The organism is Streptomyces sp. NBC_01190 (assembly GCF_045039895.1).
Taxonomy (GTDB): Bacteria; Actinomycetota; Actinomycetes; order Streptomycetales; family Streptomycetaceae; genus Actinacidiphila.
In genome coordinates this window covers 2142861-2168504 of the sequence record NZ_CP108580.1, presented here as the reverse complement: position 1 = coordinate 2168504, position 25644 = coordinate 2142861, and the positions used below count along the sequence as shown (strand labels likewise).

The following is a 25644-nucleotide window of genomic DNA, read 5'->3' as shown; positions in this document are numbered from 1 at the left end:
GGCAACTATGCCTACCGACTGCCAAGTTGTCGGTCCCGATGGGCACAGGATGGCCCCTGAAGGGGCCACGCCGGCCGGACACGAGGGGACGGAACGGGACATGACGCCGTATGGACAGGGCCCGGACGCCGAACGGGAGCGGGCGGTGGAAGCCGCGCTCGACACGCTCGATCTCGCCGCCAAGGCCAGGCTGTTGGCAGGCCAGGACATGTGGAGCCTCCCGGCGCTCGGTGAGATCGGGCTCGGTTCGCTGGTGATGTCCGACGGACCGATCGGCGTGCGCGGCAGGCGCTGGACCGCTGACGACCCGTCGGTGGCGCTGCCGAGCCCGACCGCGCTCGCCGCCACCTGGGACCCCGGACTCGCCCGCCGGGCGGGCCGGTTGCTGGCCCAGGAGGCCCACCGCAAGGGCGTGCACGTACTGCTCGCGCCGACCGTCAATCTGCACCGCAGCCCGCTCGGCGGCCGGCACTTCGAGGCCTACAGCGAGGACCCGTATCTCACCGGCGAGATCGGCACCGGGTATGTGCTGGGGGTGCAGGACGGCGGTGTCGGCGTCACCGTCAAGCACTTCGTCGGCAACGACGCGGAGACCGAGCGCTTCACCGTGGACAACCGGATCGGCGCGCGGGCCCTGCGCGAGCTGTATCTGGCTCCCTTCGAGGCGATCGTCGCCCAGGCCCGCCCATGGGGCGTGATGGCCGCCTACAACGCCGTCGACGGTGTCCCGATGACCGAGCACGACGCGTTGGTCAACGGCGTGCTGCGCGGCGAGTGGGGCTTCGACGGGGTGGTCGTCTCCGACTGGCTGGCCGCGCGGTCCACCACCGGGGCGATCCGCGGCGGCCTCGACATCGCCATGCCGGGCCCGCGGACGGTCTACGGCGAGGCGCTCCTCGCCGCGGTACGGGCCGGGGAGGTGCCGGAGCACCTGGTCGACGCGGCCGCCCGCCGGGTGCTGCGGCTCGCCGCCCGGGCCGGCCTGCTCGCCGGCACCCCGGCGGCGGTGAGCGTCGCCGAGCGGCCGCCCGGCATCGACGGCGAGGCGCTGGCCAGGGAGATCGCCGCCCGGGCCTGCGTGCTGGTGCGCAACGACGGGCTACTGCCGCTGGCCGCCGACGCGCTGCCCGGCGGCGTCGCGGTGATCGGCGCCGCCGCGCGCGACGCCCGGATCCTCGGCGGCGGCTCCGCCCAGGTCTTCCCCGACCACGTCGTCTCCCCGCTCGACGGGCTGCGGGCCGCGCTGCCCGCCGGCGTCCCGCTCGGTTACGCGCTCGGCGCCGACCCCGGCACCGAACTCTCCGCCGCCGGGCCCGGGTTCGCGCTGACGGCCGTGGCCCGGGACGCCGAAGGACGGGAACTCGGCGCGGAGCGGATGCCGGATGGGCAGGTGCAATGGCTCGGCGAGCTGCCCGAGGGTGTCGACTACGACCGGCTGCACACCGTGGAGTCGGCCGGCACCTTCACCCCCCGGGTGAGCGGGGCGCACCGCTTCGGCACCCGGGGAACCGGGGGGTTCCGGCTCACGGTGGCCGGCCGGGTGCTCTTCGACGGCCGTCAGCAGGATGAGCACGACGACCCCTTCGAGGCGTTCTTCGGCCGGCCCACCGAGCGCGGCACGGTGGAACTGACGGCGGGCGAGCCGGTCGTGGTGAGCCTGCTGCACACCCCGCCCAAGGCCGTCGAACTGCCCATCCAGGCGGTCGGATTCGCCCTGCTGCACGGCGAACCCGAGCGGGACGAGGAGGAGTTGCTCGACGAGGCGGTGGCCGTCGCGCGGGCCGCGCACACCGCGGTCGTGGTGGTCGCCACCACCGAACGCGTCGAGTCCGAAGGCTTCGACCGGACCGATCTGCGGCTGCCCGGACGGCAGGACGACCTCGTCGCCCGGGTCGCCGCGGTCTGTCCGCGGACCGTCGTCATCGTCAACTCCGGCGCTCCGGTGGAGCTGCCGTGGCGCGAGCAGGTGGCGGCGATCCTCCTCGCCTGGTTCCCCGGCCAGGAGGCGGGCGCCGCCCTCGCCGACGTGCTGCTCGGCGCCGTCGAGCCCGGCGGGCGGCTGCCCACCACCTGGCCGGCCCGGCTGGCCGACGCGCCCGTCACCCGGGTCCGCCCGACCGGCGGCGTACTCCCGTACGACGAGGGGCTGTTCATCGGCTACCGGAGCTGGGACCGGCGGAGCCAGGAGCCGGCTTCCGCACAGCTCGCCCCTCCCGCCCCTCCCGCCTACGCCTTCGGGCACGGCCTCGGCTATACCGAGTGGACCTACGAGGAGCTGTCCGTCGAGCCCGGCGACATGGAGGCGGGCGTACTCGCCACCGTCCGGGTCACCGTGCGCAACTCCGGCGCCCGGGCCGGGCGCGAGGTCGTACAGCTCTATCTGGCGCCCGACGGCGAGGCCCCCGCCGAGGGCCTGGAGCACCCGCACCCGGCGCACCCGGCCGACCCGGAGCGCCCGGTACGCCGGCTGGCCGGCTTCGGCTCGGTCACCGCCCCGCCGGGCGGCCGCGCCGAGGTGCTCGTCCCGATACCCCGCCGGGCGGCGGAAGCCTGGGACGAGGCGGCGGCTGGCTGGCGCCTGCTGCCCGGCACCTACACGGTGACGGCCGCGCACTCACTGGCCGACCCCCGGATCGCCGCTCCGCTCCGGGTCGGCTGAGGGCCGCCCGGCCGCGCGTCCCCAAGGACCGCCCCCGCGATCAACCGCGGCCGCCGAGACCGGCCACCCCGGCGAGGATCCCGGCCAGCTTGGCCTCACCCTTCTCGTTCGGGTGAAACCAGTCCCAGCGGCTCAGCTCTCCCGTACCGAACTGGTAGCCGAAGACCGCCCCACCGTCGTAACGGCACCTGATGTAGCGCGCGCAGGCCTGCCCCATCGCCGTGTTGTACGCGATCACCCGGTCCCGTACGGCGGTGCGCCGCTGCTGGGCGGTGGCGCTGCGCGAGTCGGCGTTGCCCAGCATCGTCGGGCAGAGCCCGAGCCGCCAGATCTGCTTGCCCAGCACATTGGTCCGGCCGACCGACCAGAGCCGCTGGAGGTCCGGGATGCTGGCCACCAGGATCTGGGTGGCGGGCAGCGTCCGATGCAGATAGGCCAGCGCCTGATCGAAGTCGGCCCGGAAGTCCGCGACCGACGTCATGGCGGCGGTCGTCGACGTACAGGCGTCGTTGGCGCCGATCAGCACCGTGACCATGGCCGGCCGGTGTGTCGCCGCGGCCCGCGCCTGGGCGGTCAGATCGGCCACCCGCGCCCCGGACTGGGCCACGTTCCAGCTCCGGGTGCCGGGCGCCGCCGCGGTCAGCCGGCTGCTCAGGCTGTCGACCGCGCTCCGCGAGCCGGTGGCCCAGGACACCTCGGGGCAGTCCGATAGCGGATCGCAGGCGTCGAAGCCGCGGGTGATCGAGTCGCCGAGCGCCGCCACCGACTCCGGGTGGACGTTCCAGGGGCGGGCCGGCTTCGGCGCGGCCTGCCGCTCCGGGCCGCCGCCACCCGGCGCGGTGGAATGCGAGATCTGTGCGGTGGCCGTCCGCGGTGGCCCGGCCGCCCGCCCACCCCCTACGCTGCATCCGACCACTCCGCTCAGGCCGGCCAGCAGGAGAGCCACCACGGCGGGCACCAGGCGTCGGCGGACGGGCGGTCGTTTCGGGTTCGGCATCGGGTGCTCCCCTCGGCTGAGCGGGGACGAGTGGGTGACATCTCGTACCAGCCCGACGGTACGTCACTCCCTCCCAGACGCCGCAGGGTAGCTTTTAGCCTGAGGCCCGAGGGATCCCGGGACCAGCCGGCGACAACGCGGGGGACGGTCCGGGGATAATCAGGGGACACCCGGTCGAACCTGGCAAACCCGGTGAAACCGGTAAACCGAGTAAACCCGGTCAACCTGGCAAAGCTGATGGGAGGTCGGCACCGGCCACGTGTCAGCGGTGAATGTTGTCCTGTTTACGATGAATAGTGCAGAATGTCTCATGTTGCCCCGGGAGCAGCCGGTTCGGGTGTTGAGGCCGCTGGGGAAGGCGAACCTCGTCCCACACTGGAGGTACCGGTGACGACACGTGGTGTTCTGTACGTGCACGCCGCGCCACGCGCGCTCTGCCCGCATGTGGAGTGGGCCGTCGCGGGTGTCCTCGGCGTGCGCGTCTCGCTGGACTGGATCCGCCAGCCCGCCGCGCCCGGCACCTGGCGCGCCGAGTTCTCCTGGCAGGGCGAGCCCGGCACCGCCTCCAAGCTGGCGTCCGCGCTGCGCGGCTGGCACATGCTGCGCTTCGAGGTCACCGCCGAGCCCTGCGCCACCGCGGAGGGCGAGCGGTACAGCGCCACCCCGGAACTGGGCATCTTCCACGCGGTGATCGGTATGCACGGGGACATCCTGATCCCGGAGGACCGGCTGCGCGCCGCCATGCAGCGCTCCCGCAAGGGCGAGGCCGACCTGGAGAGCGAGCTGTCCAAACTGCTGGGCAAGCCGTGGGACGACGAGCTCGAACCGTTCCGCTACGCGGGTGAAGGCGCGCCGGTCCGCTGGTTGCACCAGGTGGTCTGACCGCGGGCGGATAATCTCTCCGCATGCCTTCCGACGCTTCTTCCGCCGCTGACACTCAGGGTTCGTCCGGTACGTCTGATACGTCTGATACGTCCGGTGCGTCTGGTACCCGCGACACGCTGACCGTGGCGGTCCTCGGCATCGGCCTGATGGGATCGGGGATGGCCCGCTGCCTGGCCGCCGCCGGCCACCGGGTCCGCGCCTGGAACCGGACGATCGACCGCGCCCGGCCGCTCGCCGAGTACGGCGTCGAGGTGGTCGCGGACCTCACCGACGCGGTACGGGACGCCGACGCCGTCTTCACCATGCTGATCGACGGTCCCACCGTGCGCGGGGTGATGGAGGCCGCCATCCCCGCGACCAAGAAGGGCGCGGTGTGGGCCCAGACCAGCACGGTGGGACCGGACGCGCAGCGCGAACTGGCGGCACTCGCCGCCGAGCACGGGATCCTCTTCCTCGACTCACCGGTGCTGGGCACCAGGACGGTCGCCGAGGCGGGTCAGCTCTCCGTCACCGCGGCCGGGCCGGCCGCCGCCCGCCCGGTCGCCGACCTGGTCTTCGACGCGATCGCCCGCAAGACGGTCTGGCTGGACGGCGACGCCGCCGACGCTCCGGCCAGCGCGCTCAAACTGGTGCAGAACAACTGGGTCTACGCGCTCACCGTCGCGACCGGGGAGACGCTGGCGCTCGCCCAGGGGCTCGGCGTCGATCCCGAGCGGTTCTTCGAGTCGATCGACGGCGGCGCCATGGATGTCGGCTATCTGCACCAGAAGGCGGCGGCCATCCTCGGTGACGACTTCACGCCCAACTTCACGGTCACCGGGGCGGAGAAGGACATGCGGCTGATCGTGGCGGCTGCGCGGAAGGCGGGCGTACGGCTCGACATGGCCGAGGCCGCCGCCGAACGCTTCCACCGGGCCGCCGAACTCGGCCATGGCCGTCAGGACATGGCAGCGGCCTACTTCGCCAGCTTCCCGGACACCGACAACCCCCACCCCTGACGCCCGATGGACGCCCGGCGGCGAGAAGGCGGCCATAAGGCGGCCGCAACAGGGGCGATCAGCGGCTCACGCTCCGCAGGGCGAGCACCACGTTGTGGCCGCCGAAGCCGAAGGAGTCGTTGAGGGCGGCGATCGTGCCCTCGGGGAGCGGGCGGGGCTTGCCGCTGACGATATCCGCGTCGACCTCGGGGTCCTGGTGGTCCAGGTTGATCGTCGGCGGGGCGATGCGGTGGTAGAGAGCCAGCACGGTGGCGACCGTCTCGATACCGCCGGCGCCACCGAGCAGGTGGCCGGTCATCGACTTGGTGGCGGAGACCGCCATGTGGTCGACGTCGTCGCCGAACACCCGTCGCAGCGCCTTGATCTCGGCCACATCGCCCTGCGGGGTGGACGTGGCGTGCGCGTTGACGTGCACGATCTCGGCCGGCTTGAGGTCGGAGTTGTCCAGCAGGTGCTGGAGCGCGGCGGCGATGCCGCGCCCGGACGGCTCCGGCTGCGTGATGTGGTGCGCGTCGGACGAGATGCCCTGCCCGATCGCCTCGGCGTACACCCGCGCACCGCGCGCGGCCGCGTGCTCCGCGGACTCCAGGATGACCACGCCCGCGCCCTCGCCGAGCACGAAGCCGTCGCGTCCCGCGTCATAGGGACGCGAGGCGGTCTCGGGGGAGTCGTTCTTCTTGGACATCGCCATCATGTTGCCGAACGCGACGATCGGCAGCGGGTGGATGGCCGCCTCCGTACCGCCCGCGACCACCACGTCGGCGCGGCCGGTGCGGATCATCTCGATGCCGTAGCCGATGGCCTCGGCGCCGGACGCGCACGCGCTGACCGGGGTGTGCACCCCGGCCCGCGCGTTCACGTCGATCCCTACGTTCGCGGCCGGGCTGTTGGGCATCAGCATCGGCACGGTGTGCGGGGAGACCTTGCGGACGCCCTGCTTGTTGAGCACGTCGTACTGGTCGAGCAGGGTGGTGACACCGCCGATGCCGGAAGCGACGACCGCGCCCAGCCGGTCCGGGTCGATCGACGGGTCCTCCCCCGCCTTGGCGGTGAAGCCGGCGTCCGCCCACGCCTCACGGGCGGCGATCAGCGCGAACTGGGCACTGCGGTCGAGGCGGCGGGCGAACGGCCGCGGCAGTACCTCACCGGGCTCCACAGCGATCTGTGCGGCGATCCTGACCGGCAGCTCGGCCGCCCAGTCATGATCGATCGTGCGCACACCGGACCGGCCGGCGAGCAGTGCGTTCCAGGTCGACGCGCTGTCGCCACCCAGCGGTGTGGTTGCTCCGATACCGGTGACGACCACGGTGCGATTGGTCGGACTCACAGGAATATCTCTCCACGTCTAGAAGGGCGGGCGACAGGCGCGTCGTCCGGAAGGGGTGGGGCCCCCGGAAGGGGACCGACTCAGCCCTGAGCGTTCAGGATGTAGTCGACAGCGTCGCCGACCGTCTTGAGGTTCTTCACGTCGTCGTCCGGGATCTTGACGCCGAACTGCTCCTCGGCCGCCACGACGACCTCGACCATGGACAGCGAGTCGACGTCCAGGTCGTCGGTGAAGGACTTGTCGAGCTGGACGTCCTCCGTGGGGATACCGGCGATCTCGTTGACGATGTCGGCGAGACCGGCGACGATCTCTTCCTTGGTGGCCATGAAGGCGCTCCTTGTGGTGTAACCGAGTGGTGCGGCGTGCGGGACTGCGGCGCCGCGGAGTGATGTGCCTAAGGGAGAGTAACGACAGCCGCCGCGTAGACCAGACCCGCCCCGAACCCGATGACCAGGGCGGTGTCACCGCTCTTGGCCTCTCCGGTGTCGAGCAGCCGTTCCATGGCCAGGGGAATGGACGCCGCGGAGGTATTACCGGTGGTCTCGACGTCGCGGGCGACCGCGACATGGTCAGGCAGCTTCAGCGCCTTGATCATCGAGTCGATGATGCGCATGTTCGCCTGATGCGGGATGAAGGCGTCGAGCTGGTCGGCGGTGATCCCGGCGGCGTCGAGCGCCTCCTGGGCCACCTTGGCCATCTCGTAGACCGCCCAGCGGAAGACCGCCTGGCCCTCCTGGGTGATCGAGGGGAACCTGACCTCCCCGTCGGCGTCGAGCGGGAGCCGAAGGGTGTCGCCGGACCGGAAACTGTCCCACGCCACGGTCTGGGTGATGGTCCCCGCCTTGTCACCCTCGGAGCCCCACACCGTCGGTCCTATGGCGGGCACCTCGGAGGGGCCGACCACGACCGCCCCGGCGCCGTCGCCGAAGAGGAACGCGGTGGCCCGGTCGGTCTTGTCGGTGAGGTCGCTCAGCCGCTCCACCCCGATCACCAGCACATGGCCCGCGCTGCCGTCGACGACCAGACCCTTGGCGAGGGTCAGTCCATAGGTGAAGCCGGCACAGCCCGCCGAGATGTCGAACGCGGCGGGCTTGCCCGCGCCGATCCGGTGGGCGATGTCGGTGGCGATCGCCGGTGTCTGCTTGAAGTGCGAGACGGTGGCGACCACCACCGCGTCGATGTCGGAAGCGTCGATCCCGGCGGCCGCGATGGCCTTTCCGCCCGCCGCCAGGGACATCTCGGCGACGGTCTCGTCCGGACCCGCCCAGTGCCGGGTGGTGATGCCGGAGCGCGTCCTGATCCACTCATCGCTGGATTCGATGTGTTCCAGGATCACCTCGTTGGGCACCACACGGCTCGGGCGGTAACCGCCCACGCCGAGGATCCGCGCGTACGGCGCACCCTTGGTGGGGCTGATCTTCGCTGTCATCCGACAGGACTCCTATTCGGCTCGGTCTTCGGCTGGTGCGTCCTCTGCGGCGATCAGCGCGCGCGCCGCGTCGAGGTCCTCCGGCGTCTTCAGGGCCAGAGTCCGCACCCCGGGCAACGCCCGCTTGGCCAGACCCACCAGTGTGCCGCCGGGTGACACCTCGATGATCGTGGTGACACCCAGCCGGGTGAACGTCTCCATGCACAGATCCCAGCGCACGGGGTTCGACACCTGGGCGACCAGTCGCCGTACGATCTCGGCGCCGGTGTCGACCACCTGCCCATCGGCGTTGGAAACGTACGGCAGCCGTGGGTCGGTGACATTCAGCGAAGGAGCCAGGGCGTCCAGCGTCGCCACCGCTGGGGCCATATGTGCTGTGTGGAAGGCGCCCGCCACCTTCAGCGGGATCACCCGGGCCTTCTCCGGCTTGTCCGCGGCCAGTGCGGCAAGCTGGTCCACTGTACCGGCCGCGACGATCTGGCCGGCGCCGTTGATATTGGCCGGGGTGAGTCCGAGGCCGGCGAGGTGGGCGAGGACCGCGTCCTGTTCGCCGCCGAGCACGGCGGACATGCCGGTCTCGGTGACGGCGGCCGCGTCGGCCATCGCCCGGCCGCGGGCGGCGACGAAGGTCATCGCCTCCACCGGGTCCAGTACACCGGCCAGAACGGCGGCGGTGATCTCGCCGACGCTGTGACCGGCCACGAGGGAGGGGGAGACGTTCAGTGCGCCGGCCGACAGCAGGCCGGCGGCGACCAGGAGAGGCTGCGCAACCTTGGTGTCACGGATCCCGTCCGCGTCGGCCTTGGTCCCGAAATGGGCAAGGTCGAGTCCGGCCGCGACCGAGAGATCGGCCAAGCGGTCGGCAGCACCAGGGAGTTCGAGCCAGGGTGCGAGGAAGCCGGGCGTCTGTGCGCCCTGGCCGGGAGCGACGAGTACGAGCACTCTCACACTCTCTCGCGCGAGCGGCCCGCCGTGCCGGTGGGGACAGGGACCAAGAAGTGTCAGGTGATTTGTGAGTGTCCCACAAACGCTCAGTGGGCCCGCTCCGCGTCGGACAGTCTGCCGAGGATGAGGGCGATGCGCAGGGTGAACGCCGAACGCACATCCGAGGGTGACCAACCGGTGACATCGGTCACACGTCGTAGCCGGTAGCGAACGGTATTGGGGTGGACGAAGAGCATGCGGGCGGCGCCTTCGAGGGAGGAGGCCTGTTCCAGGTAGACACTCAGCGTCTCCAGCAGCGCGGAGCCCGCCTCTTCGAGCGGCCTGTAGATCTCCTCCACCAACTGCTCGCGCGCCCAGCGGTCCCCGGCCATCGCCCGCTCCGGCAGCAGGTCGTCGGAGAGTACCGGACGGGGCGCGTCCGGCCAGGCCGCACACGCTTTGAGCCCGGCCGCCGCGGCCTGCGCCGAGCGGGTCGCGGACAGCAGATCACCGACCACGGGTCCTGCCACCACCGGTCCGGCCGCGAACGGCCCGATCAGTCCCTTGGCCACCCGGAGCGGGTCGTCGTCACCACCGGCGATCACCACCAGGCGCTCGCCGAGCACGCCGGTCAGCACCTGCAACTTGGCGTGCCGGGCGGCCCGTCGGATGGCCTCGACGGTCAGTTCGCTGTCGCCGTTGGGCGCGGTGCCGAGCACCACCACAATCTTGTCCGGCGAATTCCAGCCAAGTGCGGCGGCCCGGGAGAGCACGCCCTCGTCGGCCTCGCCGGATTGCACCGCGTTGACCACCAGTGACTCAAGGCGTGCGTCCCACGCGCCGCGCGCCTCGGCGGCCTGCGCGTAGACCTGGGCGGTGGCGAAGGCGATCTCGCGGGCGTAGACGAGCAGCGCCTCGCGCAGCACCGACTCGTCGCCGGGCGCCGCGACCTCGTCGATGGCCGACTCCATCACCTCGATCGTGGTGCGGACCATCTCCACGGTCTGCCGCAGCGAGATGGCCCGGGTCAGCTCGCGCGGAGCGGTCCCGAACACATCGGTGCTGATGGCCTGGGGTGCCTCGGGGTGCCGGAACCATTCGGTGAACGCCGCGATACCGGCCTGCGCCACCAGTCCGATCCACGAGCGGTTCTCCGGCGGCATCGCCCGGTACCACGGCAGTTGCTCGTCCATCCGCGCGATGGCGTGGGCGGCCAGCCGGCCGGCGGATTTCTCCAGGCGCCGCAGCGTAGCGGAGTGGCCGCCCCGCGACGGTTCGGCGGGCGCTTGCTGGGCTTGCGAGGCATCGGGCACGGGACAAGCCTGCCTTATCGCCTGGGCCGGCCGGTGCCTGGGGGCGGACGGCCCCTTCGGACCGGGCCGTTTTCGGTGTGCGGCGGGCCTGTTTTCGGCCGGTTTTGCACTGGAGTCGAGCCATGGGGTGGGTATCACGGTGCGTACGGTGGTCGGCATGATCGACGTACGGCGGGCGGCCGACCGCTACCCCGGTGGGGACAAGGGCGCGGGGATCGAGACACGGCACGCCTTCTCCTTCGGCGGCCACTACGATCCCGGCAACGTCCGGTTCGGGCTGCTGCTCGCCTGCAACGAGGAACTGCTCGCCCCCGGCGCCGGCTTCGCCGAGCACCCGCACCGGGACACCGAGATCGTGACCTGGGTGGTGGCGGGCGAACTGGCGCACCGGGACGGCACCGGACGCGTCTCCAGGCTGGGCCCCGGGGGTGTGCAGCGGCTGAGCGCGGGCGCCGGGATCCGGCACGAGGAGCGCAACGCGGGCCCGGTGCCACTGCGCTTCCTCCAGATGTGGCTGCACCCCGACGCGTTCGGCGGCGCCCCCGACCACGCGGCACTGGCCGATCCGGCGCCGCCCGGCCCCGGACTGCGGCTGCTGGCCTCGGGCGTACCCCGGGCCGACGGTTCCGCACAGGAGGCGGCAGAGGCAGGGCCGGTGCTCTCGCTGCGGCAGCGCCAGGCGGCCCTCCACATCGGCCGCCCAACGGCCGCCGACTCCGGCCGGCTGCCCGAAGCGCCCTTTGTGTACGTCCACCTGGTGCGCGGTCAACTGCGGATCGGGGAGCATCTGTTGGAGCCGGGCGACGCGGCCAGGATCACCGGCGGCGGACGGCCGGGGTTCGCCACCCCGGGCCCGGCGGAGTACCTGGTGTGGGAGATGCACGGCGAGCCGGCGTACGGCTGAGCCGGGTCCCCGCCCCGCGGTTCAGCCCCGGTCGCGCAGCTCGTCGAGCACCGCGTCCGTCAGCCGCGGCCACAGCGGCACCGCCCATGGGCCGAAGTCCCGGTCGGTGAGGAGCACACAGGCCGCCGCCGCGGCCGGGTCCACCCACAGGAACGTGCCGGACTGGCCGAAGTGCCCGAAGGTGCCGGGCGAGGAGAGCGACCCGGTCCAGTGCGGGGACTTGCCGTCCCGGATCTCGAACCCGAGGCCCCAGTCGTTGGGATTCTGATGCCCGTAGCCGGGCAGCACGCCCTTGAGGCCGGGGAAGGCCACCGAGGTCGCGGTCGCCACCGTCGAGGGATGCAGCAGCCGGGGCGCCTGGAGCTCGGCCGCGAAGAGCGCCAGGTCGGCCACGGTCGAGGCGGCGCCGGCCGCGGGCGAACCGTCGAGCGAGGTGGCCGCCATGCCCAGCGGTTCGAGCACCGCCTGCCGCAGGTACTCGGCGAACGGTATGCCCGTCGCCTTCGCCACGCTCTCGCCCAGCACCTCGAAGCCGGCGTTGGAGTAGATCCGCCGGGTCCCCGGCTGGGCCACCGCCTTGTGCTCGTCGAAGGCGAGTCCGGAGGTGTGCGCCAGCAGATGCCGGACCGTCGAGCCGGCCGGGCCCGCCGGGTCGTCCAGCTCGAAGACGCCCTCCTCGTAGGCGACCAGTACGGCGTACGCGACCAGCGGCTTCGTCACCGAGGCGAGCCGGAAGCGCTCGTCCACCGGCCCGTACGTCCCGGCCACCGTCCCGTCTCCCCGCACCACGGCGCCCGCCGCCGTCGCCACCGGCCACTGCTCGATGATCCCCAGGCTCTCCATGCCGCCGAGCTTAGGGCGTGCGCAGGCCGCGGCGGCGCGGCCCGGTCGCCCGCCCGGTCGCCCTCGCTGATCCACCGGCCGGTCCACCGCACGGGGCCCGCCCCGCGGTCGGCGCACTTGCCTGGAGTGCACTCCAAGGATCTAGCGTGAGCGTATGACGGTCGTGCACGCGACGAAGAGCGATCCCGGTCGGCCGACCGGCCGGACCACCGGCCGGACGCCTGGCCGGACCCCGGGTCGGCCGGTCGGCCGGCCACCAGGACGTACGGCGAACTGCGGGGACGGGGGAGGACATCTGCGGCCCGACGGTCAGGACGAGTACACGATCAGCGAGGTCGCCGACTTCACCGGGCTGAGCGCGCACACCCTGCGCTGGTACGAGCGGATAGGGCTGATGCCGCACGTCGACCGGTCGCACACCGGGCAGCGGCGGTTCACCAACCGGGATCTGGACTGGCTGGCCTTTGTCGGCAAGCTGCGGCTGACCGGCATGCCGGTCGCGGACATGGTGCGGTACGCGGAGCTGGTCAGGGCCGGCGACGGAACCTTCGCCGACCGCCGGGCGCTGCTGGAGTCGACCCGGCTCGACGTCCTCCAGCGGATCGCCGAACTCACGGACACGCTGACCGTGCTCGACGGCAAGATCGCCTCGTATGGGGGCGCCCCCAGGGCGCAGGAGAGGACAGGTGCGTAATGGCAGTAGCAGGCAGCGAGGCGCGGCTCGACACCGTACGGCTCGGCGGCGACGGTCCGCTGGTCGGGGTGCAGGGCCTCGGCTGCATGGGGATGAGCGACTTCTACGGGCAGACCGACGAGAGCGCCGCCCGCGAGACCCTGGAGACGGCGCTCGACCTGGGTGTGACCCTCTTCGACACCGCCGACGTCTACGGCAACGGCGCCAACGAGGAGTTCGTGGCGCCGTTCGTGCGGGCGCACCGCGACGAGATCACCCTCGCCACCAAGTTCGCCATCGTCCGCAAGCCCGACGACCCCGCCTACCGCGGGGTGAGCAACGACCCGGCGTACATCCGGCAGTCCGTCGACCGGAGCCTGAAGCGGCTCGGCACCGAGGTGATCGACCTCTACTACATGCACCGGCGCGACCCGGCGGTGCCGTACGCCGAGTCGGTCGGCGCGATGGCCGAACTGGTCGAGGCGGGCAAGGTGCGCCACCTCGGACTGTCCGAGGTGACCGGGGCCGAGCTGCGGGAGGCGCACGCGGTGCACCCGATCGCCGCCGTCCAGTCGGAGTGGTCGCTGTTCAGCCGGGACGTCGAGCTGTCGCTGGTCGCCGCGGCGGCCGCGCTCGATGTCGCGGTGGTGCCGTACTCGCCGCTCGGCCGGGGCTTTCTGACCGGGTCGTTCCAGGACGCGCAGAGCGACCTGTCGGCCGATGACTTCCGCCGTGACCAGCCCCGCTTCGTCGGCGAGAACGCCCGGCGCAACGCCGAGCTGCTCGACGTGATCCGCGAGGTCGGGGCGGCGCACGAGGCCACGCCCGGCCAGGTCGCGCTGGCCTGGGTGCACCAGCGGGCCGACGCGCACGGCCTGACCGTGGTACCGATCCCGGGCACCCGCAGGGCCTCCCGGGTCCGGGAGAACACCGCGGCGTCCCGCATCACCCTCAGCCCGGCCGAACTGGATTTGCTCGAGCCGATCGCCGCCCGGGTGGCGGGGCCCCGCTACGCCAACATGTCCAGCACCTCGACGGCCCGCGAGTAGCCGCTCGGCGGTACGGCCGCTGGGCCCGTGGGGGTACGACCGCCGCGGGCCCAGCGGCCTTCGGCCCCGCCGCAGGGCCGCCGTGTCGCCGCTTACGGCTGCTGCCGCGCCCGGGATGTCTGGATCGCCGCCGACACCGCCGCTGCGAACGGCAGCGACTCGTGCACCGGCCCGTACCCGAGGCCGAAGATCACCGCCGCCGGGTCCTGGTCCGCCTCCTGCGGCGGCCCGCCGGCGGCACCGGGCGAGCCGGCGTCCCGGCGCAGCAACCGGAGGTGGCCGTGCAGCCGTTCGGGTGACCGCCACTCGACGCCGGTCAGCTCCTCCACCGCGAAGGACTGGTCGCCGGCCTTCCACTTGGCGGTGGACGCGCCCGTCCAGAACCAGCGGAAGGTGATGGTGCGGCCGTCGAAGAAGGCCTTGGCGTCATACGCCTTGAAGGAGCGGGGCGCGGTGGGCGCCGCCACCAGGAAGCGGCTCGGCGGCTCCCCGGAGGCGAGGCTGTCGATCACCGCGTCCAGCTCGTCCCTGCGCCGCTCGGCCTCCGCCCGGGACTGCTCGGGCAGCACCAGCCGGTACGGATCGGCGGTCTCCCGCAACTGATTACCGGCGACCTCCACCACGGGGTCGGCCCCGGGCCGCGGGACCGCCCGCAGCTCCACGGTGCCGCGCCGGCCCGCCACCACCTCGACGCTCGCCAGGGCGCGGTAGGGGACACGGCGCTCGCCGAGCGCCTGGAGCAGCCGGGATCCGCGCACCGAACGGCTGTACCGGACGACCACCGCGTCGGGTTCGAACTCCCATACGGCATTGTTTCCGGCCAGCACATCACCCATGGACGTCAGCTTATGACGCTTTTTCGCCGCGCCCCCGCCGCCGGCCGCTCGGACCTGAGGTCGAAGGTCCTCGCGCACCCGTTCGTGCGGTGGCATGGCGACGGGAGCGGGGCGGCGGCGGAGCGGGGGGCGACGGGAGCACGGTCAGTGCGGTCAGGCCGGTCAGGGCGGCCGCGGAACTACAGGCCCGCTCTACAGGCGTCTCCGTGGTTGCAGGCGACACCGGCGTATTCGCCGAGGGCGATCTCGGCGAAGTTGGCGAGGCTGGTGGTGTCGGGCGCGAAGTAGTTCGGGTGGCCGCTGGCGCCGGCCGCGCTGATCACCCGGGCGCCGAAGGACTCGGAGACGGGGTCGGCGCCGTGGCCCAGACCGGCGAACTCCATATGGGGGACGTCGCCGATCCAGTCGCCGGAGTCGCGGGCCGCCCAGAGGTTGGCCGTGGTGTGCAGATCCGCGGCGTGCTCGACGCGCATCCCCGGGCTGCCGAAGACGGTGATGTCCGAGACCTGGCCGTGCGTCAGATCGGGTGCGGCCTCGCCGCAGAGCACCGAGCCGTAGGAGTGGCAGAAGAGGGCCACGTCCGAGTGCTGGGGCAGCGCGGAGAGCAGCGCTTCGAGGCGGACGGCGCCGCGCTCGGCGAGCTTGCCGGTGGAGGCGTCGAGGCCGACGCCCGCGGGGGTGGTGTAGTCGGCCCAGGCGATCACCGCGGTGTGCGCGTCGGGCTCGGCGGCGTGCTCGGCCCCGTAGAGCTCATGGGCCATGCCGACCGGCGCCGAGTACGTCTTGTCGTCCCGTTCGAAGCGGAGCATGTCCGTGTCGACGCCGGGGACGATGATGGCGACCCGGGTGGCGGTGGCGAGGTCGCCGAGGACTTCCGCCGCCCGCCCGGTCCCTGACGGATCGAAGGCGAGGATCTGCCGGTGGTCGCTGAGCAGCGAGTCGTAGCGCTCGACGAGTTCCGCGGCGTTCTCCCGGCCGAGCGGGGTGAGCTTGCCGCTGCGGGAGAGGGTGTCCTCGGTGGCCCGGGCCTCGGCGAGTGCCCGGCGGTTGGCGAGGTAACGCAAGGTCGGCGGGGCGCCGTTGAGATTGCCGACGACCAGCGGGTAGCGGTCGGCGAGCAGGGTGCGCTGGGCGCCGGTGAGCGAGGCGAAGAAGCGGGCGATGGCCCGGGGCGCCGCGGTCGGGTCGGGCAGCTTGCGGGCGCCGATCCGGCCGGCCGTCCACGCCGCCAGGGAGGCGGTGCGCGGATCGGAGAGGGGGTTGTGCGGTCGGACCGCGGTCCAACCGGTGGTCGCCAGCATGACGAAGACGACGGAAAGGGCGAGCAGTGCCTTCAGGAAGGCCGGGCTTGTGCGCAGGTAAAGAAGGGTCACTCGCAGATGCCTCGCGAATTCTTCCCGTGGTCAGCGGGCAGGCCAGGGTGAGGAACGGTGCCGCCCGGGGGCGACACGGGATGCCAAGGGGCGCCGAGGGGTTCCAAAGGGTGCCAGGAGGCGCCGGAGAAACGCCGACGAACGTCAGGAGATCGTCAGGAGATAACGCCTCCTGGGTGCAGCGTAGAAGACGTGAAGCGGGGATTGGGGGACGCGTGACGTGTATCACGTTTGACAACGGAATAACGCGGAAAAAAGTTACGCCCCGTCAAACCTCCACCCAGAGCCCCCGAATGGGCTCCTCAATGCGCCCCGGACACGCTGATGCCCCGTCCGGTTGTCGTACCGGACAGGGCATCTGACGCCTGAACACCTCACACCTTACGCGTCGCCACCCGCCGCGCCCGGGTGGGCCGCGGCCACGTCCAGGAGCTGGTAGCGGTCGACCGCCTGCTTGAGCACCGAGCGGTCGATCTTGCCGTCCCTGGCCAGTTCGGTCAGCACCGCGAGCACGATCGACTGGGCGTCGATGTGGAAGAACCGCCTGGCCGCCCCGCGGGTGTCGGCGAAGCCGAAGCCGTCGGCGCCCAGCGAGGTGTAGCGACCCGGGATCCAGCGGGAGATCTGGTCCGGCACCGCGCGCATCCAGTCGGAGACGGCGACGAACGGGCCCTGTACGCCGGAGAGCTTGCGGGTCACGTACGGCACCCGCTGCTCCTCCTCCGGGTGCAGCAGGTTGTGCTCCTCGGCCTGGACGGCGTCCCGGCGCAGCTCGTTCCACGAGGTCGCGGACCAGACGTCGGCCCGCACGTTCCACTCCTCGGCGAGGATGCGCTGGGCCTCGACCGCCCACGGCACCGCGACACCGGACGCCATGATCTGCGCCGGGATCACACCCGCCTGTCCCGGCTTGTAGCGGTGAATGCCCTTGAGGATGCCCTCGACGTCCACGTCGGCCGGTTCCGCCGGGTGCTGGATCGGCTCGTTGTAGACGGTGAGGTAGTAGAAGACGTCCTCACCGGGCTTGCCATCGGCGGTCTCGCCGTACATCCGGCGCAGACCGTCCTGCACGATGTGCGCGATCTCGAAGGAGAACGCGGGGTCGTAGGCGACACAGCCCGGGTTGGTGGAGGCCAGCAGCTGGGAGTGGCCGTCGGCGTGCTGGAGTCCTTCGCCGGTGAGGGTGGTGCGGCCCGCGGTGGCGCCGAGCACGAAGCCGCGCGCGAGCTGGTCGGCCATCTGCCAGAACTGGTCGCCGGTCCGCTGGAAACCGAACATCGAGTAGAACACGTACACCGGGATCAGCGGCTCGCCGTGCGTGGCGTAGGCGGAGCCGGCCGCGATCAGCGACGCGGTGCAGCCGGCCTCCGAGATGCCGTCGTGCAGCATCTGGCCGGTCGGCGACTCCTTGTACGCCAGCAGCAGCTCACGGTCGACCGACTCGTACTGCTGACCCAGCGGGTTGTAGATCTTCGCGCTCGGGAAGAACGCGTCCATGCCGAAGGTGCGGTACTCGTCCGGGGCGATCAGCACGAAGCGCTTGCCGATCTCCTTGTCCCGCATCAGGTCCTTGAGCACCCGGACGAACGCCATCATGGTGGCGATCGACTGCTGTCCCGAGCCCTTCTTGGCGGTCGCGTAGGCCTTCTCGCCGGGCAGTGGCAGCGGCTTGGCACGGACCACCCGGGTGGGTACGTAGCCACCGCACGCCTTGCGGTGGTCGTGCATGTACTGGATCTCCTCGGAGTCCCGGCCCGGGTGGTAATAGGGCGGGTACCCCTCGTCGAGCCGCTGGTCGGTGATCGGCAGGTGCAGCCGGTCCCGGAAGCGCTTGAGGTCGTCGACCGTCAGCTTCTTCATCTGGTGGGTCGCGTTGCGGCCCTCGAAGTTCGGCCCCAGCGTCCAGCCCTTGATGGTCTGGGCGAGGATGACGGTCGGCTGGCCCTGGTGCTGGAGGGCCGCGGTGTACGCCGCGAAGATCTTGCGGTGGTCGTGGCCGCCGCGGCCGAGGTGCAGGATCTGCTCGTCGGACAGGTCCTCGACCATCCGGCGCAGCCGCTGGTCGTCGCCGAAGAAGTGCTGGCGGATGTACGAGCCGGTCTCGGTGGCGTACGTCTGGAACTGACCGTCCGGTGTGATGTTCATCTTGTTGACCAGGAGGCCATCACGGTCCTGGGCGAGCAGCGGGTCCCAGGACCTGTCCCAGACCAGCTTGATGACGTTCCAGCCGGCGCCGCGGAACTGCGATTCCAGCTCCTGGATGATCTTGCCGTTGCCGCGGACCGGACCGTCGAGCCGCTGGAGGTTGCAGTTCACGACGAAGGTCAGGTTGTCCAGGCCCTCACGGGCGGCGATGGAGAGCTGGCCGAGCGACTCCGGCTCGTCCATCTCGCCGTCCCCGAGGAACGCCCAGACATGCGAACGGGAGGTGTCGGCGATGCCGCGCGCCTCCATGTAGCGGTTCATCCGTGCCTGGTAGATCGCCCCCAGCGGGCCGAGGCCCATGGAGACCGTGGGGAACTCCCAGAAGTCGGGCATCAGCCGCGGGTGCGGGTAGCTCGACAGTCCGTCGGGCGCCTTCGACTTCTCCTGGCGGAAGCCGTCGAGCTGGGCCTCGGAGAGCCGGTCGAGCAGGTAGGCACGGGCGTAGATCCCGGGGGAGGCGTGCCCCTGGAAGAAGATCTGGTCGCCGCCGAGGCCGTCGTCCTTGCCGCGGAAGAAGTGGTTGAAGCCCACGTCGTAAAGTGAGGCGGAAGAGGCGAAGGTGGCGATGTGACCGCCGACACCGATTCCGGGGCGCTGTGCACGGGAGACCATCACCGCGGCGTTCCACCGGGTGGCATTGAGGATCTTGCGCTCGATCTCCTCGTTGCCGGGGAAGAACGGCTCATCCTTGGTGGCGATGGTGTTGACGTAGTCACTGCTGCGCATTTCGGGCACCGCGACGCGCTTCTCACGAGCGCGCTCGATGAGGCGGAGCATCAAGTAGCGAGCTCGCTCGCGGCCCCGCTCGTCGATGGCCGCATCGAGCGAGTCGAGCCATTCCGCCGTCTCCTCAGGATCGAAATCCGGGACCTGGCTGGGAAGGCCGCCAATGATGATCGGGTTGCGATCGGATCCGGAAGCCACGCTGTTCCTTCACTGATAGAGGGGCTCTGCTAGTCGGCTGCTAGTCGGCTGCTAGTCGGCTGCTGGCTGTCTGCTGGTTCGCCGCAACCATCGTGTACCGCAGGCGTTCGATACGTCATCTCTACCGGTCGGTAACAGGCGGGCCGCTGAAAACGGCGCGCGGCCAAACCTGCACTCTACGCCCACTCGGACGTACGACCGACGCGCGGCTCCAATCACCCACAACACCGGCAAACCGGCGTGGCGTGCGTCACTATGGGTAGAGAAAACCCAGGTGAGTCGCGGCAACCAAGGGCATCGGCGGCGGGGAACTTGCGGGGAAGACGGTCGAATCATCACCGTTTCGGCGGTCTCGTACGCCGGGTACTTGCGCGATCCGCCGCGCCCGTGTGGACTACCGCCAATAAGCCCGCGTCGCAGCGGGCACATACGGACACCGAGAAAACAATGCAGTCCCCATGACAGGAGGCAAAGCGTGAGCGCGACCGCGGACCACGCGGAGGAGCGGACCAACCCGGCGAGCCGGCTTGGTTTCGAGCCCGGACAGGTGGTCCAGGAGCTCGGGTACGACGACGATTGCGACCAGGAGCTCCGCGAGAGCATCGAGGAGCTCACGGGCGAAGAGCTCGCCGATGAGGATTACGACGACGTGCCCGACGCCGTCCTGCTGTGGTTCCGCGAGGACGACGGCGACCTCACCGACGCACTCGTCGACGCCACATCGACGGTCGACCCCGGTGCGCCGATCTGGCTGATGACCCCGAAGACGGGGCGTGACGGCCATGTCGAGCCCAGCGAGATCGGTGAGGCGGCCCAGACCGCCGGCCTGGCCCAGACCAGCAGCGTCAACGCCGCTCAGGACTGGACCGGCAGCCGTCTGGTGACCCCGAAGGCGGCGAGGGCCGCCCGCCGCTGACCCCGTAGCGCCCTCCGGGCCGCGCGCTCTGTCGCCCGCTGTCGTCCATGGCCGAGCGCGCGGTCTACCCTGCGCCTTTTCTGGTTTCCCTGTTTTCCGGGGTTTCCGGGGTTTCCGGGACCGCGGGGGGACCGCGCGCGCCGGCCCACGGCCTGCCCGCACAGGAACGAGAGATACCGAGAGATACCGTGCCGACCGACGGACGGATCGCTGTGCCGGTGGAACCCGGCACCCCCGCCCCCGACCTGCTGCTCAACGACCAGCACGGGCGTGCCGTGCGGCTGAGCGACCTGCGGGGCCGCAAGAACGTGGTGCTGCTCTTCTTTCCGTTCGCCTTCACCGGGGTATGCACCAACGAGCTGCGTGCGGTGCAGGCCGAGCTGCCCGCGTTCCAGAACGACGACGTGCAGTTGCTCGCCGTCTCCTGCGACTCCATGCACGCCCTGCGCGTCTTCTCCGACCAGGAGGAGCTGGACTTCCCGCTGCTCTCCGACTTCTGGCCGCACGGCACGGCGTCCCGGGCCTACGGCGTCTTCGCCGAGGACAAGGGCTGCGCGCTGCGCGGCACCTTCGTCATCGACCGGCAGGGCATCGTCCGCCGGACCATCGTCAACGGCCTGCCGGACGCCCGCGACCTCCGCGAGTACGCGAAGGCGCTGGAAGGGCTGCGACCGCCGGGAACCGGTCACTAAGCTCGGTTCGTTGATCCGGCAGTCATCACCCGCAGCCTCGCTGCGCCGAACGGACGGGAGGGCTCGTGGGAGTCAGCCTCAGCAAGGGTGGCAACGTCTCGTTGACCAAGGAGGCCCCGAACCTGACGGCGGTCGTCGTCGGTCTGGGCTGGGACGCCCGTACCACCACCGGAACCGACTTCGACCTGGACGCGAGCGCGCTGCTCACCAATGAGCAGGGCAAGGTCCTCTCCGACCAGCACTTCGTCTTCTTCAACAACCTGCGCAGCCCGGACGGCTCGGTCGAGCACACCGGCGACAACCTCACCGGTGAGGGCGAGGGGGACGACGAGGTGATCAACGTCAATCTGGCCGGGGTGCCGGCCGATGTCGCCAAGATCGTCTTCCCGGTCTCCATCTACGACGCGGAGCCCCGGCAGCAGAGTTTCGGCCAGGTTCGCAACGCCTACATACGGGTGGTGAACGCGGCCGACCAGCGGGAGCTGGCCCGCTACGACCTCACCGAGGACGCCTCCACCGAGACCGCGATGGTCTTCGGCGAGCTGTACCGGCACGGCGGGGAGTGGAAGTTCCGCGCGATCGGCCAGGGGTACGCCTCCGGGCTGCGCGGCATCGCCCAGGACTTCGGCGTCAACGTCTGACAGTCGCCCGGAACCAACTGCGGGGAGGAACAACACGATGGGCGTCACGCTCGCCAAGGGAGGCAATGTCTCCCTCTCCAAGGCCGCGCCGAATCTCACCCAGGTGCAGATCGGTCTCGGCTGGAGGGCCCGCTCGACCACCGGAGCCGACTTCGACCTGGACGCCAGCGCGCTGCTCTGCGCCAACGGCAGGGTCATGGGAGATGAATACTTCGTCTTCTACAACAACCTCAAGAGCCCCGATGGCTCCGTGGAGCACACCGGTGACGAACTGGTCGGCGGCTCCGGTGGGGACGACGAGACGATTCTGGTCGACCTGGCCACGGTGCCGGCCGCCATCGACAAGATCGTCTTCCCGGTCTCCATCTATGAGGCCGATGCCCGCGTGCAGACGTTCGGGCAGGTCAGCGACGCGTACATCCGGGTGCTCAACCAGGCGGACGGCGCCGAGCTGGCCCGCTACGACCTGACCGAGGACGCCTCCACCGAAACCGCGATGATCTTCGGCGAGCTCTACCGCCACGGCGGCGAGTGGAAGTTCCGAGCCGTTGGTCAGGGGTATGCCTCCGGGCTGCGAGGCATCGCCCTAGACTTCGGGGTCAACGTTTCGTAAAGCCGCGTACCGCGCGGGGGCTCCCTACGACGTGTAGGGGGGCACATGGGCGGGCTGCACAAGGATTGGGTGGGAAGCACGTGCTCCTCAGAACATTCGGCTGGTCACTGGGCATCACCGCCCTGGGCCTCGCCCTGGCCGGCATCCTCTGGGGAGGAAAAGGACTCGCGATTGTCGCGATCCTGTCCGTCCTTGAGATCTCGCTCTCCTTCGACAACGCCGTCATCAACGCGGGCATCCTGCGCAAGATGAACGCCTTCTGGCAGAAGATGTTCCTGACCGTCGGCGTGCTGATCGCGGTCTTCGGCATGCGGCTGATCTTCCCGATCGTGATCGTCTCGGTGACCGCCAAGCTCAGCCCCTACGAAGCGGTCAAGGTCGCGATCGACGACCACCACCGCTACGAGACCCTGGTCACCAACGCGCATCCGGCGATCGCCGCCTTCGGTGGCATGTTCCTGCTGATGATCTTCCTCGACTTCATCTTCGAGGAGCGGGAGATCACCTGGCTCGGCTGGCTGGAGCGGCCGCTGGGCAAGCTGGGCAAACTCGACATGCTCTCCGTCGTGGTCGCGATGATCGCGCTGGTCATCGCCGCCACCACCGTCGCCACCGGGGTCCCGGTGCACGGCGGTCACGGCACCATCGACAAGGCCGAAACGGTGCTGCTCGCCGGAGTCGGCGGCCTGATCACCTATCTCGTCGTCGGCGGGGTCTCCAGCTTCTTCGAGGACCGCCTCGAAGACGAGGAAGACGAGGAAGACGAGACCGAGGACGCGACCGAGGGCGCGACGGGTGCCACCGGCGGTGACGGCGCCGTGGTCGGCGCGCAGGGCAAGGGCGAGGCCGCCGCGCCGGTGCGGACCGGCTCCACCCGCGCCGGAGCGGTCGGACTGGCCGGCAAGGCCGCGTTCTTCATGTTCCTGTACCTGGAAGTCATCGACGCCTCCTTCTCCTTCGACGGTGTGGTCGGCGCCTTCGCCGTCAGCAACGACATCTTCGAGATCGCCCTCGGTCTGGGCATCGGCGCGCTCTACATCCGGTCGCTCACCGTCTACCTGGTCCGCAAGGGCACGCTCGACGACTACGTCTATCTGGAGCACGGCGCGCACTACGCGATCGGCGCGCTGGCGGTCATCCTGCTGGTGACGATCAAGTACGAGGTGAGCGAGGTGGTCACCGGCCTCGTCGGGGTTGTCCTGATCGGAGCGTCGTACTGGTCCTCGGTGGTTCGCAACCGCCGGGTCGGGAAAGCATCCGAGCAGCCGGCGGAGAAGACCGAGATCAAGTCCGGGGTCTGACCCCGGACGCGCCTCCGCTGCCCCCGCCGGTCGGCGGGGGCAGCGGCATGTCACCGTACGGACAAGGGCAGAGCACGAGATCGGCCGAGCAGCAGAGCGGCGGAGCATCAACAGGAGGGTGGCACCGATGGACTGGCGGCGTGTTCTGGGGCCCAGCGGCGCCCAGCAGTTCGACCTGACGAATGTGCACTCGGTGGAGCTGACCAAACGGCGCCCCGAGATCTCGCTGACCAAGCAGGGCGCGGCGGTCGGCAATATGCGGGTGAACCTCTCCTGGCAGATGCGGACCACGGACAGCGCGAGCTGGACGAAGGAGAAGGGCGGCTTCCTGCGGCGGCAGTTGGAGATCTTCAAGCCGCATGTGGTGCAGGCGGCCGGCCCGGCCATGGTCAATGTGGACCTGGACCTGGCCTGCCTCTACGAACTGGCCGACGGCAGCAAGGGAGTGGTGCAGCCGCTCGGCGACTTCCTCGGCGACCTCGACTCGCCGCCGTACATCCAGATGAGCGGGGACGACCGGTTCGGCGGCAGCTCGGGGGAGACGCTCTACATCAACTTCGACAAGCGCGAGGAGTTCAAGCGGCTGCTGGTCTTCGTCTACATCTACGACGGCACGCCCGCCTTCGACCGCACCCACGCCAAGGTGGAGATCTTCCCCGGCTCGGGCCCGCGGATCGAGATCCCGCTCAGCGAGCGCGAGCCGCAGGCCCGGTCGTGCGCGGTGGTGCTGATCGAGAACCGGAAGGGCGAGCTGGTGGTGCGGCGCGAGGTCCGGTACGTGTACGGCTTCCAGGCGGAGATCGACCGGCTGTACGGCTGGGGACTGCAATGGGGGCGGGGCTACAAGACGAAGGTGTAGCGCGACCCCGCCCGGCGCCGTTGCCGGTCAGTGGTCCGGTCAGTGGCCAGTCAGCGTCCACAGTGCCCGGGTCGGTGCCCGGGTCAGTGCCCAGGCTGGAACTGGGGGCCCTGGGGCGGCAGCGTGAAGCCGTTGTCGACGCTCTCGCCGCCGGGTCCGCGCGGGCCGTTGCCCGCCGGCGCCGCCGCTGACGCGGGGGCCGCCGCGGTGGCCGCGACCGGCTGCGGATAGCCGTACGCCGGATACCCCTGCCGCGGCTGCTGGAGCACCGGCGGCGCCATGGCCGGTGGCGCGGGGGCGGCGGCCGCCGGCTGGGGGTAGCCGTAGGCGGGCTGCGCCGGGACATGGGCGCTCGCGGCCGGGGCCGGCAGCGGATAGCCGTAGGCGCTGGTGGGGGCGGCCGCCGCCGGCAAGGGCGCCGGCGGCGCGGCCGGAGCGGTCGGGTCGGTGGGGGCCGCCGCGGGCTGTCCGGGACCGGTGCGTGGTACGGGATCGGTGCTCGGCGGTGACCCGGCTTCGGTGGCCCGCGGCGACGCGCTCTGCTCCGCCGCCGGCTCCCCGTCGTCCACCGCGATGCCGAACTCGGTCGCCAGGCCGACCAGCCCTGAGGCGTACCCTTGCGCGAGGGCCCGGAACTTCCAGCCGGAGCCCTTGCGATAGGCCTCGCCGCAGATCAGGGCGGTCTCATGGCCGGTGTCCGGCACCACCTCGAAGCTGATCAGCGGCGCGGCGTGCTGCGGTCCCGCGCTGTCGTAGAGCATCAGTGAGAGGTCGCTGACCTGCCGGAACGGGCCGCCGTCGCAGGAGGCGGCGAAGACCACCCGGTCCACGCCGGCGTCGAGCGCCGCGAGATCGACCTCGACGGTGTCGGTGAGGCCCTCCGGGATCCGCTTCTTCGGCAGATGCCGGGCGAGGCCGGAGGGATGCCGGGGCTCGTTGTAGAAGACGAAGTCGGCGTCGGAGCGAACCCGTCCGTCGGGACCGAGCAGCAGCACGGAGGCGTCCACATCCGGGGAGCCGGGCCCGGGTGTCCAGCGCAGCACGGCCCGGACTCCGGAGGCGTCCAGCGGGTTGTTCGAGCCCTTCACCATCACCAGCGTCATACCGGTCATCCTGCCCTTGTTGCGGTCCGCGCCACAACGCCGCGCGGTGGGCGTCGGTGGTTGCGGTGTGCGACGGTGGGAAGCCGTAGGGAACGCGTGAAAACAAGCCCGCGTCGATGGGATGTCCGGACCGGCGGACTGACACGGCGGTCACGCGGTGGACCTGCGCCGGTTACCTGC

Annotated in this window: 23 protein-coding genes; 12 read left to right on the top strand and 11 right to left on the bottom strand. The window is 71.0% G+C overall.

The window, feature by feature from the left end; all coding sequences use genetic code 11:
• Nucleotides 1-100 precede the first annotated feature (100 nt).
• The gene (locus OG519_RS09220) at nt 101-2659 is read left to right on the top strand and encodes a glycoside hydrolase family 3 protein (protein ID WP_405581077.1); all 2559 of its coding nucleotides are present in this window, start codon (nt 101-103) and stop codon (nt 2657-2659) included.
• A 40-nt stretch (nt 2660-2699) separates the two neighbouring features.
• Here OG519_RS09220 and OG519_RS09215 read toward each other — a convergent pair whose 3' ends face one another.
• Nucleotides 2700-3656, bottom strand: a complete 957-nt coding sequence (locus OG519_RS09215) for an SGNH/GDSL hydrolase family protein (RefSeq protein WP_405581074.1) — start codon at nt 3654-3656, stop codon at nt 2700-2702.
• A gap of 387 nt (nt 3657-4043) precedes the next feature.
• On the opposite strand from OG519_RS09215, the gene OG519_RS09210 reads away from it, so the two are divergent.
• Together OG519_RS09210 and OG519_RS09205 are read left to right on the top strand one after the other, a co-directional pair.
• A complete protein-coding gene (locus OG519_RS09210; protein ID WP_405581071.1) occupies nt 4044-4538 on the top strand; it encodes a DUF3145 domain-containing protein in 495 nt (164 codons plus the stop codon).
• Nucleotides 4539-4663: 125 nt separating this feature from the next.
• Nucleotides 4664-5539: an NAD(P)-dependent oxidoreductase gene (locus tag OG519_RS09205; protein WP_405581068.1), complete on the top strand. Its 876-nt coding sequence runs from the start codon at nt 4664-4666 to the stop codon at nt 5537-5539.
• Nucleotides 5540-5597: 58 nt separating this feature from the next.
• On the opposite strand, the gene fabF is transcribed toward OG519_RS09205, so the two are convergent.
• From fabF to OG519_RS09180, 5 genes are all read right to left on the bottom strand, one after another.
• Nucleotides 5598-6866 carry a beta-ketoacyl-ACP synthase II gene (gene fabF / locus OG519_RS09200; RefSeq protein WP_405581065.1) on the bottom strand — a complete coding sequence of 423 codons (1269 nt, stop codon included), beginning with the start codon at nt 6864-6866 and terminating at the stop codon, nt 5598-5600.
• Nucleotides 6867-6946: 80 nt separating this feature from the next.
• Nucleotides 6947-7192 carry an acyl carrier protein gene (locus OG519_RS09195; protein WP_405581062.1) on the bottom strand — a complete coding sequence of 82 codons (246 nt, stop codon included), beginning with the start codon at nt 7190-7192 and terminating at the stop codon, nt 6947-6949.
• Nucleotides 7193-7260: 68 nt separating this feature from the next.
• Nucleotides 7261-8295, bottom strand: a complete 1035-nt coding sequence (locus OG519_RS09190) for a ketoacyl-ACP synthase III (RefSeq protein ID WP_405581060.1) — start codon at nt 8293-8295, stop codon at nt 7261-7263.
• Nucleotides 8296-8307: 12 nt separating this feature from the next.
• Nucleotides 8308-9237, bottom strand: coding sequence for an ACP S-malonyltransferase (locus OG519_RS09185; protein ID WP_405581058.1), 930 nt, complete (start codon nt 9235-9237; stop codon nt 8308-8310).
• A gap of 89 nt (nt 9238-9326) precedes the next feature.
• Nucleotides 9327-10532: a PucR family transcriptional regulator gene (locus tag OG519_RS09180; RefSeq protein WP_405581056.1), complete on the bottom strand. Its 1206-nt coding sequence runs from the start codon at nt 10530-10532 to the stop codon at nt 9327-9329.
• Between the two features lie 157 nt (nt 10533-10689).
• On the opposite strand from OG519_RS09180, the gene OG519_RS09175 reads away from it, so the two are divergent.
• Nucleotides 10690-11436 (top strand): pirin family protein, encoded by a 747-nt coding sequence (locus OG519_RS09175; RefSeq protein ID WP_405581054.1) that lies wholly within the window; start codon nt 10690-10692, stop codon nt 11434-11436.
• A 21-nt stretch (nt 11437-11457) separates the two neighbouring features.
• Here OG519_RS09175 and OG519_RS09170 read toward each other — a convergent pair whose 3' ends face one another.
• Nucleotides 11458-12279 (bottom strand): serine hydrolase domain-containing protein, encoded by an 822-nt coding sequence (locus OG519_RS09170; RefSeq protein WP_405581052.1) that lies wholly within the window; start codon nt 12277-12279, stop codon nt 11458-11460.
• A gap of 154 nt (nt 12280-12433) precedes the next feature.
• Between OG519_RS09170 and OG519_RS09165 the strand changes: the two genes are divergently transcribed.
• Nucleotides 12434-12973, top strand: a complete 540-nt coding sequence (locus OG519_RS09165) for a MerR family transcriptional regulator (protein WP_405581050.1) — start codon at nt 12434-12436, stop codon at nt 12971-12973.
• On the top strand, nt 12973-14001 hold the full coding sequence (locus OG519_RS09160) for an aldo/keto reductase (RefSeq protein ID WP_405581048.1): 1029 nt from the start codon (nt 12973-12975) through the stop codon (nt 13999-14001). The genes OG519_RS09165 and OG519_RS09160 overlap by 1 nt, the downstream gene beginning before the upstream one ends.
• Nucleotides 14002-14093: 92 nt before the next feature.
• Here OG519_RS09160 and OG519_RS09155 read toward each other — a convergent pair whose 3' ends face one another.
• From OG519_RS09155 to aceE, 3 genes are all read right to left on the bottom strand, one after another.
• Nucleotides 14094-14837: a DUF4429 domain-containing protein gene (locus OG519_RS09155; protein WP_405581045.1), complete on the bottom strand. Its 744-nt coding sequence runs from the start codon at nt 14835-14837 to the stop codon at nt 14094-14096.
• 179 nt (nt 14838-15016) lie between these two features.
• Nucleotides 15017-16210 carry an alpha/beta hydrolase gene (locus OG519_RS09150; protein WP_405581042.1) on the bottom strand — a complete coding sequence of 398 codons (1194 nt, stop codon included), beginning with the start codon at nt 16208-16210 and terminating at the stop codon, nt 15017-15019.
• Nucleotides 16211-16591: 381 nt separating this feature from the next.
• Nucleotides 16592-19339 (bottom strand): pyruvate dehydrogenase (acetyl-transferring), homodimeric type, encoded by a 2748-nt coding sequence (gene aceE, locus OG519_RS09145; RefSeq protein WP_405581039.1) that lies wholly within the window; start codon nt 19337-19339, stop codon nt 16592-16594.
• A 475-nt stretch (nt 19340-19814) separates the two neighbouring features.
• Here aceE and OG519_RS09140 point away from each other — a divergent pair, with 475 nt between their 5' ends.
• The 6 genes from OG519_RS09140 (at nt 19815) to OG519_RS09115 (ending at nt 24361) form a co-directional block, all read left to right on the top strand.
• Nucleotides 19815-20255, top strand: a complete 441-nt coding sequence (locus tag OG519_RS09140) for a DUF3052 domain-containing protein (protein WP_405581037.1) — start codon at nt 19815-19817, stop codon at nt 20253-20255.
• 212 nt (nt 20256-20467) lie between these two features.
• Nucleotides 20468-20947, top strand: a complete 480-nt coding sequence (locus tag OG519_RS09135) for a peroxiredoxin (RefSeq protein ID WP_405592586.1) — start codon at nt 20468-20470, stop codon at nt 20945-20947.
• Between the two features lie 65 nt (nt 20948-21012).
• The gene (locus tag OG519_RS09130; protein WP_405581035.1) at nt 21013-21588 is read left to right on the top strand and encodes a TerD family protein; all 576 of its coding nucleotides are present in this window, start codon (nt 21013-21015) and stop codon (nt 21586-21588) included.
• A 37-nt stretch (nt 21589-21625) separates the two neighbouring features.
• Entirely contained in the window at nt 21626-22201 is a 576-nt protein-coding gene (locus OG519_RS09125; protein WP_405581034.1) for a TerD family protein, read from the top strand.
• Between the two features lie 80 nt (nt 22202-22281).
• Nucleotides 22282-23502, top strand: coding sequence for a DUF475 domain-containing protein (locus OG519_RS09120; RefSeq protein ID WP_405581032.1), 1221 nt, complete (start codon nt 22282-22284; stop codon nt 23500-23502).
• 127 nt (nt 23503-23629) lie between these two features.
• On the top strand, nt 23630-24361 hold the full coding sequence (locus OG519_RS09115) for a Tellurium resistance (RefSeq protein WP_405581030.1): 732 nt from the start codon (nt 23630-23632) through the stop codon (nt 24359-24361).
• 83 nt (nt 24362-24444) lie between these two features.
• Here OG519_RS09115 and OG519_RS09110 read toward each other — a convergent pair whose 3' ends face one another.
• Nucleotides 24445-25473, bottom strand: a complete 1029-nt coding sequence (locus tag OG519_RS09110; protein ID WP_405581029.1) for a TerD family protein — start codon at nt 25471-25473, stop codon at nt 24445-24447.
• Nucleotides 25474-25644: the final 171 nt, after the last annotated feature.